This is a genomic window from Enterococcus sp. DIV1368f (assembly GCF_051712245.1).
Classification (GTDB): domain Bacteria; phylum Bacillota; class Bacilli; order Lactobacillales; family Enterococcaceae; genus Enterococcus; species Enterococcus faecalis.
Genome location: NZ_JBIOON010000001.1, coordinates 2,141,802 through 2,158,292, shown reverse-complemented (window position 1 = coordinate 2,158,292; position 16,491 = coordinate 2,141,802). Strand labels below are relative to the sequence as shown.

Below are 16,491 nucleotides of genomic sequence, written 5' to 3'. Positions count from 1 at the left end.
GGTCGCTTATGCCAAAAGGGGAAGGAAAATTAATTGCACAAAACCGCAAAGCTAGACATGATTATTCAATTATCGATACGGTTGAAGCAGGTCTTGTTTTACAAGGAACAGAAATCAAATCTATTCGAAATGGTCGTATCAATTTAAAAGATGGTTTTGCACGAATTCGAAACGGAGAAGCCTTTTTGTATAATGTTCATATTAGTCCATATGAACAAGGCAATATTTTTAATCATGACCCATTACGTACCAGAAAATTATTATTACACAAAAAACAAATTAATAAGTTAATCGGCGAAACCAAAAATACAGGTATCACATTAGTACCTTTGAAGGTCTATATTAAAGACGGCTATGCCAAAGTTTTGATTGGTTTAGCTAAAGGGAAAAAGCAGTACGACAAGCGTGAAGACTTGAAACGTAAGGAAGTTGACCGACAAATCAGCCGAACATTAAAAAATAACCGACGTTAAAAATGTAAATTTATTCTTTTTCGCATATTTGCTTGCCTTTCTTCGGATTAGGTGTAAAATCTGGTAAGTGTTGAGTAAATGAATGTAAATGATTCATTTTTTAATCGCTTCGGAAAGCAGTACCACCCTGCATTAGATTGGTTTATGGAAAAGGTTTTCCAACCAATTTTCAACACATGAAATTTTAAAAGTAAACTATTTGTAAATTATCAACAAGTGGTGGTACGATAGCTTTGCCAGGGATTATCACTCAGGAGTAGGATGAAACTTCTGAAAGATTGTTGGAAAAGAGGTGAATTGATTTGGAAGAGAAGAAATTACTCTTCAATATCGGACCAATTTGGTTTGATGGAACCATTGTTTTGATGGTGCTGTTGACGTGTATCATTGTTTTCGCCTTTGTCTATGCTTGTACGAGAAATATGAAGCTACGACCTAAAGGCAAACAAACGGTCATCGAATGGTTAGTGGATTTTATTCGTGGAATCATTACAGACAATTTACCTCGTAAAGAAGTGAGCAATTTTCATTTAATGGCGTTTACCCTCTTCATGTTTGTGCTTGTTTCAAACATCTTGGGTCTCGTTACAAAAATCGTTGTGGGCGACGATCTCAGCGTTTGGAAAAGTCCAACCGCCGATCCAATCGTAACCTTAACGTTAGCGATGATGATGATTGTCTTAACACACTTCTTTGGTATGAAACGCTTTGGTTTTAAAGGCTATCTAGTTAATAGTTATTTAAGACCCGTTGGTTTCTTACTACCGGTAAAATTAATGGAAGAATTCACGAATCTATTAACATTAGGCTTGCGTTTGTACGGAAACATTTTTGCCGGCGAAGTTCTATTGGGCTTAATTGCTGGAACCGTAGCAAGCGTTGGATTATGGGTTATCCCACTAGCAATTCCGCTAGAAATGATTTGGGTAGCATTCTCAATCTTTATTGGATGTATCCAAGCGTTTATCTTTGTGACACTTTCAATGGTTTATATGTCACACAAAATTGAAACAGAAGAATAATCAAGAAATACGAAGGACAAAAATTATCTTTTAGGAGGATTTTACACAATGGAAGGATTAAATTTTATCGCAGCAGCAATTGCAATTTTCGGTTCAGCTATCGGAGCCGCTATTGGTAACGGACAAGTTATTTCAAAAACAATCGAGTCAATGACTCGTCAACCAGAAATGTCTGGTCAATTAAGAACAACAATGTTTATCGGGGTCGCTTTAATCGAAGCTGTGCCAATTTTAGGTGTCGTTGTTTCTTTATTACTTTTATTCAGATAAGCAATAAAATGGAGGCAGGACGCTGATTATTATCGGGACCGTCACTGCTTTCTTCTATCTTTAGCCTTTTCAATAGCTGGTGATAAAGCAGTTGAAGAAGCTAAATCGATTTTTGCAGGAAAGGAAGTTGAGACTTCATGCTACTTACTACATTGGTAGTCGGTGAAACGGCTCCTAGTACCACACTAGGCACGATGATTGTTGTCAGTGGTGCATTTTTAATCTTGATGCTCTTATTAAAGAAATATGCATGGGGAGCAATCGTAGATATTTTGACACAACGTGAAGAAAAAATTGCCAACGATTTAGACTCTGCAGAACAATCTCGCGTAGCAGCAGCGAAAATGGAAAAAGAACGTCAACAACAATTACTTTCTTCCAGATCAGAAGCAGCTGAAATTATTAAAAACGCGAAAGAAAGTGGAGAACAGACTCGCCAAAAAACATTAAAAGAAACAACTGCGGAAGTTACTCGCCTACGCGAAAAAGCTCGGACAGATATTTCTCAAGAACGTGAAGAAGCATTGTCTTCAGTAAAAAATGAAGTGGCAGATCTTTCTCTTCAAATTGCAGCCAAAATTTTAAATAGAGAATTAACACCAGATGCACATGAAGCATTGATTGATTCTTATATTGAAAGTTTAGGTAAAGCAAATGAAACTAGATAAATATACAGTTGGTAAACGCTACGGCAAGGCTTTGTTTGAGTTGGCAGTTGAAAAGAACCAAGCTGAAGCAATTTATCAAGAATTATTGACGCTTCGCGAAGTCTATCACCAAGTACCTGGTATCGGCGATATTTTAAGTGATGATCGCTTAGAACCTTATGAAAAAGACAGCATCATGGAAAAACTAGTAACAGGTTTTAGTGAAATGATGCAAAACTTTTTGCGAGTGGTTTACGAATATCGTCGCATGTACGATCTGCTCTTGATGATTGATGAATATGAACGACGTTATGATGAGCACCAAGGACTAATTTTGGGTTCAGTGACAACAGCCATTCCTTTATCAAAAGAACAACATCAAGCAATGGAAGAAAAAGCTGCCCAATTATTAGGGTATGAACAAGCGCATTTAGTCAATTTAATTGACCCGTCAATTGTCGGCGGAGTGGTTATTGAAGCAAACCATCAAGTAATCGATGGCAGCATCCGCAAACAATTAGAACATATGCAGCAGAAGTTATTAAAATAATCTTTAGGACTACAAAGAGGTGAATTGAATGGCTATCAAAGCAGAAGAAATCAGTGCCTTGATTAAAGAACAAATCGAAAACTATCAACAACAGCTTGCTGTTGAAGAAGTTGGAACAGTCACTTACGTCGGTGACGGAATTGCCCGCGCCCACGGTTTAGAAAATGCCATGAGTGGAGAACTTGTTGAGTTTTCAAACGGTTCATACGGAATGGCACAAAACTTAGAAACAAATGATGTAGGGATTATTATCCTTGGCGATTTTGAAACCATTCGTGAAGGAGATAAAGTACAACGCACAGGCAAAATCATGGAAGTACCCGTTGGGGAAGCTTTGATTGGCCGTGTTGTTAATCCATTAGGTCAACCATTAGATGGTTTAGGCGAAATTAAAACAGACAAAACACGTCCTGTGGAAGCAACAGCTCCCGGTGTTATGCAACGTCAATCTGTTGCTGAACCAATGCAAACTGGCTTAAAAGCCATTGATGCCCTAGTACCAATTGGTCGTGGACAACGGGAATTGGTTATTGGAGACCGTAAAACAGGGAAAACATCGATTGCAATTGATACAATTATTAACCAAAAAGGACAAGATGTAATTTGTATTTATGTAGCGATTGGTCAAAAAGAATCTACTGTTCGTAACCAAGTAGAAACACTTCGTAAATTTGGTGCCTTAGATTATACAATCGTTGTGACTGCAGGGGCTTCACAACCAGCACCATTACTTTACATTGCACCATATGCAGGAACTGCAATGGGTGAAGAATTCATGTATAACGGCAAACATGTCTTAATTATTTTTGATGACTTATCAAAACAAGCCGTGGCTTATCGTGAACTTTCTCTACTATTACGCCGTCCACCAGGTCGTGAAGCTTATCCAGGGGATGTCTTCTATTTACACTCACGTTTATTAGAACGTGCAGCTAAATTAAGTGATGAATTAGGTGGCGGTTCAATGACAGCCTTACCATTCGTTGAAACACAAGCAGGCGATATTTCTGCTTATATTCCAACAAACGTTATTTCAATCACTGATGGACAAATTTTCTTAGAAAGCGACTTGTTCTATGCAGGCACTCGTCCAGCCGTTGATGCTGGGTTGTCTGTTTCTCGTGTCGGAGGATCAGCGCAAATCAAAGCAATGAAAAAAGTTGCCGGAACGCTTCGTTTAGACTTAGCTAGTTACCGTGAGTTAGAAGCCTTTACACAATTTGGCTCTGATTTAGATGCGGCAACACAAGCTAAATTAAACCGTGGTCGTCGTACGGTAGAAATTTTAAAACAAAAACTACATGCGCCACTGCCTGTAGAAAAACAAGTTTTGATTTTATATGCGTTAACACACGGCTTTTTAGATAGCGTGAGCGTAGATAAAATTTTACACTTTGAACAAGATTTATTCGATTATTTTGATGGCAAACATGCAGACTTATTGGAAACCATTCGTACAACGAAAGACTTACCAGATACTGATGCATTAGATGCAGCGATTACAGAGTTTTCTGAAATGTTTGCAGCGGCAAACAACAGCGGAGATTCAGCCAAAGAAGCTTTAGAAAAAATCGATAACGCATAAGAGAGGTGAGCAACATTGGGTGCTTCATTAAACGAAATCAAACAACGCATTGCATCAACAAAAAAGACAAGCCAAATTACCAAAGCGATGCAAATGGTTTCTGCAGCCAAATTGACCAAGTCAGAAGGCGCCTCTAAAAGCTTTCAAGAATATTCTTCAAAAATTCGTAGTGTCGTTACGCATTTAGTAGCTGCTCAGTTAAGTGAATTACGTGAAACAGAACAATCTTCTCTTAGTGAAGGGAACTATCATGTGATGTTAGCACAACGACCTGTCAAAAAAACAGGCTATATCGTTATCACTTCTGACAAAGGGTTGGTTGGTGGCTACAATAGCTCAATCTTAAAACAAACCATGAGTATGATTCAAGAAGACCATGATTCTAATAAAGAATATGCCTTAATCGCCATTGGTGGTACAGGGGCGGATTTCTTTAAAGCACGCGGAATCGATGTTTCCTATGAGCTAAGAGGCTTAACGGATCAACCAACGTTTGAAGAAGTCCGTAAGATTGTGACAACGGCAACGACTATGTATCAAAACGAAGTGTTTGATGAATTGTATGTTTGTTATAATCACCACGTTAACTCACTAACGAGTCAGTTTCGTGTGGAAAAAATGTTGCCAATTACTGATTTAGATCCATCAGAGGCGACCTCTTACGAACAAGAATATCTTTTAGAGCCTTCACCTGAAGCAATCTTGGATCAATTATTACCACAATATGCAGAAAGCTTAATTTATGGGGCGATCATTGATGCGAAAACAGCAGAACATGCTGCTGGGATGACCGCCATGAAAACAGCCACTGACAATGCGCAAAATATTATTAGCGATTTAACAATTTCTTATAACCGTGCTCGTCAAGGGGCGATTACCCAAGAAATTACAGAAATTGTTGCTGGTGCAGCTGCACTAGAATAATCTAGTCTTACGTTTGAACGTTTATAAAAACGTTCAAAGCGTGTGACTTTATGAAGACTGGAGGAAAGAAATTATGAGTTCAGGAAAGATTGTTCAAGTAATCGGTCCCGTTGTTGACGTGGAATTTTCATTAGATCAATCCTTACCCGATATTAACAACGCTTTAGTCGTTTATAAAAATGGCGAAGCAAAACAAAAAGTAGTACTTGAAGTCGCTTTAGAACTAGGTGATGGAGTGATTCGTTCTATCGCCATGGAATCGACAGATGGTTTACAACGTGGAATGGAAGTTATCGATACAGGAAAATCAATTTCAGTTCCTGTTGGTAAAGATACATTGGGTCGTGTGTTTAATGTTTTAGGAGACACAATTGACTTAGAAGCGCCATTCCCTGCAGATGCTGAACGTAGTGGGATTCATAAAAAAGCGCCAGCATTTGATGAATTAAGTACCAGTAATGAAATTTTAGAAACAGGGATTAAAGTTATTGACTTATTAGCACCTTATCTAAAAGGTGGTAAAGTCGGACTTTTCGGTGGTGCCGGTGTTGGTAAAACCGTCTTAATTCAAGAATTAATTCATAATATTGCCCAAGAACATGGAGGGATTTCCGTCTTTACTGGTGTTGGTGAACGGACACGTGAAGGGAACGACCTGTACTATGAAATGAAAGATTCAGGCGTTATTGAAAAAACAGCCATGGTTTTTGGTCAAATGAACGAACCACCAGGTGCACGGATGCGTGTGGCCTTAACTGGGTTAACGATTGCTGAATATTTCCGTGATGTGGAAGGACAAGACGTGCTATTATTTATTGATAACATTTTCCGTTTCACTCAAGCGGGTTCAGAAGTTTCTGCCCTTTTAGGTCGGATGCCGTCAGCCGTTGGTTACCAACCAACCTTAGCGACTGAAATGGGACAATTACAAGAACGGATTACTTCAACGAAAAAAGGATCAATTACCTCTATTCAAGCAATCTATGTTCCAGCCGATGACTATACCGATCCAGCGCCAGCAACAGCGTTTGCCCATTTGGATGCAACAACTAACTTGGAACGTAAATTAACCGAACAAGGGATTTATCCAGCGGTAGATCCGTTAGCTTCATCTTCTAGTGCCTTGGCTCCTGAAATTGTTGGAGAAGAACACTACGAAGTGGCTACCGAAGTGCAACATATTTTACAACGTTACCGTGAATTACAAGATATCATCGCTATTTTAGGGATGGACGAATTATCAGATGACGAAAAAGTACTTGTTGGTCGCGCACGCCGTGTTCAATTCTTCTTATCTCAAAACTTTAACGTTGCTGAACAATTTACAGGTCAACCTGGTTCTTATGTACCAGTTGCGGAAACAGTTCGTGGCTTTAAAGAAATTCTTGAAGGTAAGCATGACAATCTACCAGAAGAAGCCTTCCGTAGTGTCGGTAAAATTGAAGATGCCATCGAAAAAGCGAAACAATTAAACTACTAGAAAGGCGGCAAACACAATGGATAGTCTTACTGTGAATGTAGTAACGCCTAATGGTCTAGTTTATGACCACCATGCAAAAATCGTTGTGGCGAAAACAACAGATGGTGAAATTGGTATTTTACCAAAACATGCGCCAATCATCGTTCCGCTAGCGATTGATGAAGTCCGCATCAAACGGACCGATTCAGATACACATGTTGACTGGGTAGCTGTAAATGGTGGTATCATGGAAGTCCGTGATAATGTCGTTTCTATTATTGCCGATAGTGCCGAACGTGAACGAGATATCGATGTACCTCGTGCTGAACGAGCAAAACAACGAGCAGAACGTTTAATTGAAGAAGCCAAAGCAAAAGATGACCGCGATCAACTACGTCGTGCGACTGTTGCTTTGCATCGTGCAATCAACCGGATCAACGTATCGAAACATGGGTAAAAAAGGCTGAAGGATTCAGTCACTTTTGTAGAGTTTAAGGCGCTTGCTATTGAGTCAGTTGCCTTAAACTCTATTTCTTCGTATTTTTTAATAAATAGTGTCAAATTTTGGCATTTCAAGTGGATTAATTATCGGTTTTTATTATTTTGTGATAAAATGTTCCTACGTTAGAAAAAAGGAGGCTCCTTATGCAATACTATGGAGTAGATGCTATTGTTCGAATCGTTAGTCATCTTATGTTCATTTACATAAGTTTTTGGGCGTTGCAATCATTGCGTATTGAGCAATTTTTCAAAACCCAATTTACACCGCAAATTAGAATGTTGATGGTATTTTTTGCCATCGCTATCGGATACACAGTTAGCTCGTTTGCTTTAGAATTGATTGCGCTTTGTCGAAATCTTTTCATTGTGTATTTTCCTTAAAAATTGAAAAATAAAAAAAGGTACAATTTTTAGTTGAATAATGGTATAATAGTAAAGATTTTGAATAGGAATACCTATTCTCATTTTTTTGGGGGGAACAAAATGGAACAAATTATTGTTCATGGTGGTAATACAAAATTAGAAGGAACTGTAAAAATTGAAGGCGCCAAAAACGCTGTTTTACCAATTTTAGCAGCTACTCTTTTAGCTGAAGAAGGCGTTACTACTTTAAAAAATGTACCAATTTTATCTGATGTATTTACAATGAATCAAGTAATTAAGCATTTGAATGTAGCCATTGATTTTGATGAAGACGCGAATGAAGTAACAATAGACGCAACACAACCTTTAGGGATCGAAGCAAACTATGAGTACGTTAGTAAAATGCGTGCTTCTATCGTTGTAATGGGACCTTTATTGGCTCGTAATGGCCATGCCAAAGTGGCAATGCCAGGTGGCTGTGCCATTGGCAAACGACCAATTGATTTACACTTAAAAGGCTTCCAAGCATTAGGTGCAAAAATCATCCAAAAAAATGGTTATATTGAAGCAATTGCGGATGAACTAATCGGTAACACTATTTACTTAGACTTCCCAAGTGTCGGCGCTACGCAAAATATTATGATGGCTGCTGTTCGTGCGAAAGGAACAACCATCATTGAAAACGTTGCTCGTGAACCTGAAATCGTTGACTTAGCAAACATTTTAAACAAAATGGGTGCCAATGTTATCGGTGCTGGGACAGAAACGATGCGTATCGAAGGCGTCGATAAATTACATGCCGTAGAGCATTCAATCGTTCAAGATCGAATTGAAGCAGGTACGTTCATGGTAGCTGCAGCAATGACTGAGGGCAATGTTTTAATTGAAGAAGCAATTTCTGAACATAATCGTCCGCTGATTTCTAAATTAACTGAAATGGGTGCAATCATTGAAGAAGAAGAAAATGGCATCCGTGTAATTGGACCAAAACATCTAAAACCAACAGATGTTAAGACAATGCCGCATCCTGGTTTCCCAACAGACATGCAAGCGCAAATGACAGCGATCCAAATGTTTGCTGAAGGAACAAGCATCGTGACAGAAACAGTCTTTGAAAATCGTTACCAACACTTAGAGGAAATGCGTCGAATGAACGCTGACTTAAAAATTGACGGCAACATTGCCGTTATTAATGGCGGCAACGAGTTACAAGGAGCAGCAGTGGAAGCCACTGATTTACGGGCAGCTGCCGCATTGATTTTAGTAGGGTTACGTGCAAATGGCATTACACGTGTCTCTAATTTGAAATATTTAGATCGTGGCTATTATGAGTTCCATAAAAAACTTCAAAAATTAGGCGCGAACGTTGAACGCGTCAATGATGAAAAAATTGAAGAAAAACAAGCAACGACAGTAATCTAAAGGAGTCAAACGTATGAGTTCATTTCGTTATATTTTAGTAACATTATTGAAAATTCTAGTGGTCATTTCGTTAGTCATTATCTTATTTGTTGTGGGAACAATGATTGGTTATGGGTTGATTGGAAATGGGAATCCAATGGATGTCTTTGATGAAAAAATTTGGACTCATATTATGAACTTCTTTAAATAAAAACTTATTTTAAGGCGGTGAACAAAAGTCAATTGACGATTGTTCACCGCCTTTTCTTTTTCCTGAATATCTATTTTATTCTATGCTATAATAATAGAAGTAAGATAATGAAGGAGTGGGATGGAAGATGCAAGCAACCGTAACAGAAATAGGCAAACATGCAATCGATGATTCAGAAAAAATGATTATTCTTTTTGGAGAAACTGCGACCGATACCTTGAAGCAACATGCAGTTATTCAATCATTCCCAGAAAAAGACCAAGTTACCTTGGCAGAAGGAGATCACCTGAAAATTGGCGATACAAACTATACAATCACAAAAGTGGGTTCTTTTGCCAATAGTAACTTGCAAAGTATCGCTCACAGCACTTTAATCTTTGCTGATGCACCAACCGATGAGGATGATGTTATCCGAAATGGTGTTTATCTAACGCCCCATCAGTTACCAAAGATAACTATTGGAACAACAATTGATTATTTAGTAAATGGAGCGTGAATCAATGGATAAAAAACAAACGACTGATAAACGCCTGTCTTGGTTTTGGCGTTGGTTTTTAAATAATCAAGTAGTAACAGCCTTACTGATTGTCTTATTGGTGCTGTTAATTATTCTAACTTTTACGAAAGTTTCTTATTTATTTAAGCCCGTCTGGCAGTTTTTTGGCGTTGTCGGCTTACCAGTAATTATGGCGGGGATTTTATATTATTTATTAAATCCGATTGTCGATTATTTAGAGAAAAAACAAATCTCACGTGTCTGGAGTATTATCGGCCTATTTATTTTAATTGTGGCACTACTCATTTGGGGTGGTATTGTAATCGTTCCTAAAATTCGTGAGCAATCTGTCAGCTTTGTGAATCATTTTCCTCAATATATTGATACAATTGATCAAAAATCGCAGGAAATATTAAGTGATCCACTTTTCGCGCAATTTAGAGAACAAATTGAAGCGGCAGGCGATAAAGTTGTCAGTTCGTTAGGTACCATCATTAAAAACGTCTCAACGTTCACAGTACAAGGAATTGGTAATTTCTTTGGGGCGGTGGCTACGATCTTTGTCGCCATCATTACGATGCCGTTTATTCTATTTTATTTACTGAAAGATGGCAAAAACTTAGCGCCATATTTAATGAAGTTTTTACCAGTGAAGATGCGTAAACCAACCTTAAAAGTTCTTGCAGAAGTCAATGATCAAGTCTCTTCTTATATTAGAGGACAATTAACTGTCGCTTTTGCAGTGGCAATTATGTTTATGATTGGTTTTTCTGTCATTGGCTTAGATTATGCAGTCACTTTAGGTATTGCAGCAGGCTTTTTAAATTTAATCCCTTATTTAGGGTCATTTTTAGCCATGATTCCAGCAGTCTTTTTAGGAATTGTCAGCGGGCCAGCTTTGTTAATTAAAGTCTTGATTGTTTTTGCCATTGAGCAAACGGTCGAAGGTCGGTTTATTTCACCACTTGTCCTAGGCAGTCAGTTATCCATTCATCCAGTCACCATTTTGGTTGTTTTATTAACGTCTGGTAAACTATTTGGGATTGTCGGGGTAATTTTAGGAATTCCTGTTTATGCCGCAGCTAAGGTGATAATTACACACATTTTTGAGTGGTACCAAATTGTTTCTGGTTTGTATGATGAAGATAAGCCAGATCAACAAGAATCTACGTAACAAAAGAGACAAGCAGTGAACGAACTGCTTGTCTCTTTTTGCTGTAAATCACTCGGAAAATTTAGAATGTTTTACCGTATTCAGTTGCTTTGGTCATAGCAGTATTTAAAAGTTCTTCCGCACGATCAGGGAAATGATCGATTCCTTCGATGAATAATCCGTCGACTTGATCAACACCAATAAAGTTTAGAATCGCTTTAATGTATTGAGAAGCAAAATCTTTTCCTTCGTAGAAGCCGCCATTTGATTGGATGTGTAAGGCTTTTTTACCACTTGTTAGAGGTTTTGGTCCTTCTGCAGTATATTGGAATGTTTTTCCAGCAACGTTGATTGTATCTACCCAAGCTTTTAAGCGTGTCGGTACGTTTAAGTTCCACATTGGATTAGCAATTACTACTTTGTCTGCAGATAAAAATTGATCAGTTAATTCATTAAAACGAGCCACTTTTTGTTGTTGGTTTTCGCTTAATGTTTCAAATGCTGCGCCAGCGCGAAGTGCACCCCAAGCAGATAATAATTCTTCATCGATTTCCGGCATGTTTGTTTCTGGGGCATAAACATCTAAAATTTCGATTTCGTCTGATGGATTTGTTTCACGGTATGAAGCTAAAAATGTTTCTAACGCACGAACTGAGCGTGATTCTTCTTTTGTTAATGGATGTGCTTTAACAACTAATAATTTTGACATTGTGTAATCTCCTTAAAATAAATAGTTTAAAAATTCAACATCTCTATTTTACTAATAAAAAGTAAGAGAAAGCAAGTCTTTTTTTTAGATTTAGTAAACTTTTTTTTAAAATGGATCAACAGAGTAAAAAATAAATAAAAATATTTTTTTGGAAAGGCTTGCATATTAAAAAAAAGCATGCTATTATTACTTTGTAAATAAGGATTGTTACTGCTTTGCAGGCAAAACCAGAGTCTTCCATTAACACAATCAGTGGAGGGATTCTGGGCTTTTTTTATAAAAAAGTGAGGTTGCATTCATCATGAGGATTGAAAAAGTTTTAAATAATAATGTCGTGCTTTCAAGAAATGAGCAAGGCGAAGAAATTGTTTATATGGGACGCGGCTTAGCCTTTCAAAAGAAGATTGGAGACACGATCAATCCAGATTATGTTGAAAAGGAATTCGTGTTAAAGGACTCCGCTATGGCAGGGCAATTCCAGCAGCTGTTCGAAGACGTCCCCACCAAAGAAGTAGAAGTCGTCAAACAAATCGTTGATTTAGCAGAAACAACGCTAGCGATTGAGCTTTCATCAAATATTTATTTAACTTTAACGGATCATATTCACTATGCGTTACTTCGAGCCAAAGAAGGAATTGATATTCCGAATCCTCTTGTATTCGAAACACGCAAATTTTATCCTAAAGAATTTGAAATCGCAAAGCAAGCATTAGCGATTATTGCTGAAAAGCTAGGGGTTCAATTTTCAGAAAATGAAGCGGGCTTCATTGCTTTTCATATTGTGAATGCTGAACAAGGAAATGGCAATATGGAAGTTACCATGGAAGCAACCAAGATGGTTCGTGATATTTTAACGATTATTAGTCGCTACTTTGGACAGGTGTTTGATGAAGATTCATTGAACTATCAACGAATTGTTACACATCTTCAATATTTTGCGCAACGTTATTTAAAACAAGAAGCGCATGATGAGGAGGACGAATTTCTTTTTGCATTGGTCCAAGGAAAGTATCCTAAGGCGTTTCAAGCGGTCCAACGTATTAATGAGTATTTATTAAAAAGCTATGATCGACCAATTGATCAAGCGGAAATGATTTATTTAACCATTCATATCCAAAGAGTGGTCAATGATAAAAAAGCATAACAACCAATAATCGCGGATTGTTACTGATAATGCAGGCAAAACCTAGATTGAAAAAACCGATAACGATTTTCGCAGACTGCGCAGCTGTGAAGAGAAGGATCTGGCTCTTTTTCAATGTAGGTTTTTTTGATATTAAAAATTAATGGAAATGAGGATCTAGAGATGAGTAAAAATCAAGAAATTGCAGCACGTGTGTTAAAAGCTGTTGGGGGCGAAGGCAACGTTAATAGTGTTGTTCACTGTGCTACGCGCTTACGTTTTAAATTAAAAGATGAGAATAAAGCAGATACAGCTGCATTGAATGCTGACCCAGATGTTATTCAGGTAGTTCAAAGTGCAGGACAATATCAAGTGGTTATTGGCAGTCACGTTAGTGATGTCTATAAGGATTTGATGGCCAACAGTGGACTAGGTAATGATTCTGATAATAGAGAAAAAGAAAGTGGCGGAAATATCTTTAACCGTTTAATTGATATTATTTCTTCTATTTTTACACCGTTTTTAGGTGCAATGGCCGGCGCTGGGGTTCTAAAAGGCTTCTTAACATTAGCTGTAACTATGGGCTGGTTAGCTGACACTTCAGGCGTATATCTTGTTCTCTTTTCGATTGCAGATGGTTTATTTACTTTCTTACCAATTATGTTAGCGTTTACGGCTGCTAAAAAATTCAATACTAATCCCTTTTTAGCGGTTGCTTTGGCGATGGCCTTGGTTCATCCCAGCATTACTGCTTTAGCAGGCAAAACAATTAGCTTTGCTGGTCTTCCAGTGATTATTGGGCCAAGTGGCTATACTTCTTCGGTTTTACCAATTATTTTGGCTGTTTTTGCACAAAGTTATGTGGAACGTTTCTTCAAAAAAGTAATTCCGAGTTTTCTACAAATTATCTGCGTTCCGTTAGCTGTGTTCCTTATTATGGCACCTGTTACCTTCTTAGCTATTGGTCCTATTGGGACGGTCATCGGCGATTGGTTGGGACAAGGATACAACGCAATTTACGCTTTTAGTCCAATTATCGCAGGGTTATTAATGGGTTCGTTGTGGCAAGTCTTGGTAATGTTTGGTATGCATTGGGGCTTTGTACCAATTATGATGTTAAACTTAACACAAGGTGGCGATACGATGGTACCAATGTTATTACCAGCCGTTATTGCACAAGGTGGGGCTGCTTTAGCTGTCTTTTTCCTAACAAAAAATGTGAAACTAAAAGGTTTGGCTTTGTCTTCAAGTATTACGACTATTTTTGGAATTACTGAACCAACTGTATATGGCGTGACTTTACCATTGAAAAAACCATTTATTGCAGCTTGTATTGGTGGCGGTATCGGTGGTGCATTTGTGGCTATGAATCACGTGAAAAACTTTACGTTTGGCTTGGTTAGTATGTTGAGCTTACCTGGGTTTATTCCTGCAGAGACAAAAGATACTGCACCGATGATTACTGGTGCGATTGGTGCTGGAATTGCCTTTATCATTGCGTTTGTCTTAACGTTTGTCTTACGTTTTGAAGATCAACCTAATCCAGAAACAGCAACTGAAAAAACAGAAACTGATGAGATGGTGGCACCTGTAAAAACGAATCAAGAAGATAAAATTATTTTAGCAAGTCCACTTCAAGGTGAAATTTTACCGCTAGAAAAAGTACAAGACCCTGTTTTTGCTTCAGGTGCTTTAGGAAAAGGTGTTGCAATTGAGCCGACTGAAGGCAAACTGTATGCACCCGCAGATGGTGAAATCACCACATTATTTCCGACAGGACATGCTGTTGGCTTGACGACAACAGAGGGCGTTGAATTATTAATGCATATTGGCATGGATACGGTCGAATTAGATGGTAAAGGCTTTGAATTATCAGTGAAACAAGGTGATTCTGTTAAAAAAGGAGATTTGCTGGTTACTTTTGATATTGCTGCCATTAAAGAAGCTGGTTATCCAGTAGTTACACCGATTGTGGTAACGAATACGAATGATTATTTAGATGTTTTGGATATGAACCAAACAGACGTGTTACATGGTGAAGACTTTTTAGCCATTATTAAATAAAAGACAATTGGAGGAGGAACAAGTATGACAACAACGACAAAATTTCCAAAAGGATTTTTATGGGGCGGTGCGACCGCGGCCAATCAATTAGAAGGGGCTTACTTAGCCGATGGTAAAGGGTTATCTGTGGCAGATGCGATGCCGGGAGGAAAACAACGTTTCGCTATTTTAGGAGATGAAGCGTTTGATTGGACGATTGACGAAACGAAATATAGCTATCCTAATCATACAGGAATTGATCACTATGATCGCTTTAAAGAGGACATTGCGTTGTTTGCTAAAATGGGCTTCAAATGTTATCGATTTTCAATTGCGTGGTCGCGTATTTTTCCACAAGGAGATGAAACACAACCGAATGAAGCCGGCTTGAAATTTTATGATGCGGTTATCGATGAATGCTTAAGCTATAACATTGAACCAGTAATTACGATTTCTCATTATGAAATGCCCCTGCATTTAGCGAAAGAATACGGTGGGTGGAAAAATCGTCAATTAGTTGACTTTTATGAACGTTTTGCGGAAACTGTTTTAACACGTTACCACCAAAAAGTTAACTATTGGATGACATTCAATGAAATTAATTCAGCTTTTCATTTCCCAGCACTTAGTCAAGGATTGGTGAAAAGCAATGGAGCCAATGATTATCAAAACATTTTCCAAGCCTGGCATAATCAATTTGTTGCAAGTAGTAAAGCTGTAAAAATTGGCCATGAATTAAATCCAGAATTACAAATTGGATGTATGATTATTTATGCCACAACGTATGGCATTGATTCGAATCCAGTCAATCAAGTTGCTACAATGATTGAAAACCAAGAGTTTAATTATTATTGTACAGATGTTCAAGTTCGTGGTGAATATCCAGCATACGCAGAACGCATGTATCAAAAATATGCTGTGAAAGACTTAGTTATTGAAGAAGGAGATTTAGAATTATTAAAAGAATACCCAGTGGATTACATTGGCTTTAGTTATTATATGTCGACTGCTGTCGATGTTACTGGTACTACCAACGATACAGCAAATGGGAATCTTTTAGGCGGCGTTAAAAATCCCTTCTTAGAAGCAAGTGAATGGGGTTGGCAAATTGATCCCGAAGGCTTACGAATTGCCCTAAATGAATTATATAATCGTTATCAAAAACCTTTATTTATTGTGGAAAACGGCTTAGGTGCAATTGATAAAGTAGACGAAAATTTCTATGTGGCAGACGACTATCGGATTGATTATTTACGTCGTCATATTGAAGCAATGGCAGAAGCAGTTGCAGATGGCGTCGATTTAATGGGCTATACGCCGTGGGGCTGTATTGATTTAGTCAGTGCTTCCACAGGTGAAATGAGTAAACGGTATGGGTTTATTTACGTTGATTTAGACGATGAAGGAAATGGTACTAAAAACCGTTATGAAAAAAAATCGTTTAATTGGTACAAACAAGTTATCGAAACTAATGGACAAAACTTAGACTAGTTATTGTAATTAAACAAAACAAGATAATCGTAGTAGGTAGTTGCTTCTGTTCCCGCCGTTTATTAATTTT

Annotated in this window: 18 protein-coding genes; 17 read left to right on the top strand and 1 reads right to left on the bottom strand. The window is 37.9% G+C overall.

Going from position 1 to position 16,491, the window contains the following annotated elements; all coding sequences use genetic code 11:
* Positions 1-8: 8 nt before the first annotated feature.
* The 14 genes from smpB (at position 9) to IGL07_RS10415 (ending at position 11,076) form a co-directional block, all read left to right on the top strand.
* Positions 9-473 carry an SsrA-binding protein SmpB gene (smpB, locus tag IGL07_RS10480; protein ID WP_002356550.1) on the top strand — a complete coding sequence of 155 codons (465 nt, stop codon included), beginning with the start codon at positions 9-11 and terminating at the stop codon, positions 471-473.
* A gap of 302 nt (positions 474-775) precedes the next feature.
* Positions 776-1,495: a F0F1 ATP synthase subunit A gene (gene atpB, locus IGL07_RS10475; RefSeq protein WP_002356551.1), complete on the top strand. Its 720-nt coding sequence runs from the start codon at positions 776-778 to the stop codon at positions 1,493-1,495.
* A 48-nt stretch (positions 1,496-1,543) separates the two neighbouring features.
* Positions 1,544-1,765, top strand: coding sequence for an ATP synthase F0 subunit C (gene atpE / locus IGL07_RS10470; protein WP_002356552.1), 222 nt, complete (start codon positions 1,544-1,546; stop codon positions 1,763-1,765).
* Positions 1,766-1,902: 137 nt separating this feature from the next.
* Entirely contained in the window at positions 1,903-2,433 is a 531-nt protein-coding gene (atpF, locus tag IGL07_RS10465) for a F0F1 ATP synthase subunit B (RefSeq protein ID WP_010817554.1), read from the top strand.
* On the top strand, positions 2,420-2,962 hold the full coding sequence (atpH, locus tag IGL07_RS10460) for an ATP synthase F1 subunit delta (protein WP_002356554.1): 543 nt from the start codon (positions 2,420-2,422) through the stop codon (positions 2,960-2,962). The genes atpF and atpH overlap by 14 nt, the downstream gene beginning before the upstream one ends.
* A 28-nt stretch (positions 2,963-2,990) precedes the next feature.
* Positions 2,991-4,547, top strand: coding sequence for a F0F1 ATP synthase subunit alpha (gene atpA / locus IGL07_RS10455; RefSeq protein WP_002356555.1), 1,557 nt, complete (start codon positions 2,991-2,993; stop codon positions 4,545-4,547).
* Positions 4,548-4,562: 15 nt separating this feature from the next.
* On the top strand, positions 4,563-5,471 hold the full coding sequence (locus IGL07_RS10450) for a F0F1 ATP synthase subunit gamma (RefSeq protein WP_002359606.1): 909 nt from the start codon (positions 4,563-4,565) through the stop codon (positions 5,469-5,471).
* Positions 5,472-5,544: 73 nt separating this feature from the next.
* A complete protein-coding gene (gene atpD / locus IGL07_RS10445; RefSeq protein WP_002356558.1) occupies positions 5,545-6,951 on the top strand; it encodes a F0F1 ATP synthase subunit beta in 1,407 nt (468 codons plus the stop codon).
* Between the two features lie 16 nt (positions 6,952-6,967).
* On the top strand, positions 6,968-7,387 hold the full coding sequence (locus IGL07_RS10440) for a F0F1 ATP synthase subunit epsilon (protein ID WP_002356559.1): 420 nt from the start codon (positions 6,968-6,970) through the stop codon (positions 7,385-7,387).
* 188 nt (positions 7,388-7,575) lie between these two features.
* A complete protein-coding gene (locus tag IGL07_RS10435; RefSeq protein ID WP_002356560.1) occupies positions 7,576-7,812 on the top strand; it encodes a DUF1146 family protein in 237 nt (78 codons plus the stop codon).
* Positions 7,813-7,914: 102 nt separating this feature from the next.
* Positions 7,915-9,216, top strand: a complete 1,302-nt coding sequence (murA, locus tag IGL07_RS10430) for a UDP-N-acetylglucosamine 1-carboxyvinyltransferase (RefSeq protein ID WP_002356562.1) — start codon at positions 7,915-7,917, stop codon at positions 9,214-9,216.
* Between the two features lie 13 nt (positions 9,217-9,229).
* Positions 9,230-9,406, top strand: coding sequence for a DNA-directed RNA polymerase subunit beta (locus tag IGL07_RS10425; protein ID WP_002356564.1), 177 nt, complete (start codon positions 9,230-9,232; stop codon positions 9,404-9,406).
* 127 nt (positions 9,407-9,533) lie between these two features.
* Positions 9,534-9,902 carry a PTS glucitol/sorbitol transporter subunit IIA gene (locus IGL07_RS10420; RefSeq protein WP_002356567.1) on the top strand — a complete coding sequence of 123 codons (369 nt, stop codon included), beginning with the start codon at positions 9,534-9,536 and terminating at the stop codon, positions 9,900-9,902.
* A 4-nt stretch (positions 9,903-9,906) separates the two neighbouring features.
* Positions 9,907-11,076, top strand: a complete 1,170-nt coding sequence (locus tag IGL07_RS10415) for an AI-2E family transporter (RefSeq protein WP_010712725.1) — start codon at positions 9,907-9,909, stop codon at positions 11,074-11,076.
* A gap of 61 nt (positions 11,077-11,137) precedes the next feature.
* Here the strand turns inward: IGL07_RS10415 and IGL07_RS10410 are convergent, their stop codons facing one another.
* A complete protein-coding gene (locus IGL07_RS10410) occupies positions 11,138-11,764 on the bottom strand; it encodes an FMN-dependent NADH-azoreductase (RefSeq protein ID WP_002367152.1) in 627 nt (208 codons plus the stop codon).
* Between the two features lie 301 nt (positions 11,765-12,065).
* Here IGL07_RS10410 and licT point away from each other — a divergent pair, with 301 nt between their 5' ends.
* The 3 genes from licT (at position 12,066) to IGL07_RS10395 (ending at position 16,421) form a co-directional block, all read left to right on the top strand.
* Positions 12,066-12,908 carry a BglG family transcription antiterminator LicT gene (gene licT, locus IGL07_RS10405; protein WP_002359608.1) on the top strand — a complete coding sequence of 281 codons (843 nt, stop codon included), beginning with the start codon at positions 12,066-12,068 and terminating at the stop codon, positions 12,906-12,908.
* A gap of 162 nt (positions 12,909-13,070) precedes the next feature.
* Positions 13,071-14,951 (top strand): beta-glucoside-specific PTS transporter subunit IIABC, encoded by a 1,881-nt coding sequence (locus IGL07_RS10400; protein ID WP_010817553.1) that lies wholly within the window; start codon positions 13,071-13,073, stop codon positions 14,949-14,951.
* Positions 14,952-14,975: 24 nt separating this feature from the next.
* Complete coding sequence (locus IGL07_RS10395; RefSeq protein ID WP_010817552.1) at positions 14,976-16,421, top strand: glycoside hydrolase family 1 protein; 1,446 nt, start codon at positions 14,976-14,978, stop codon at positions 16,419-16,421.
* Positions 16,422-16,491 lie beyond the last annotated feature (70 nt).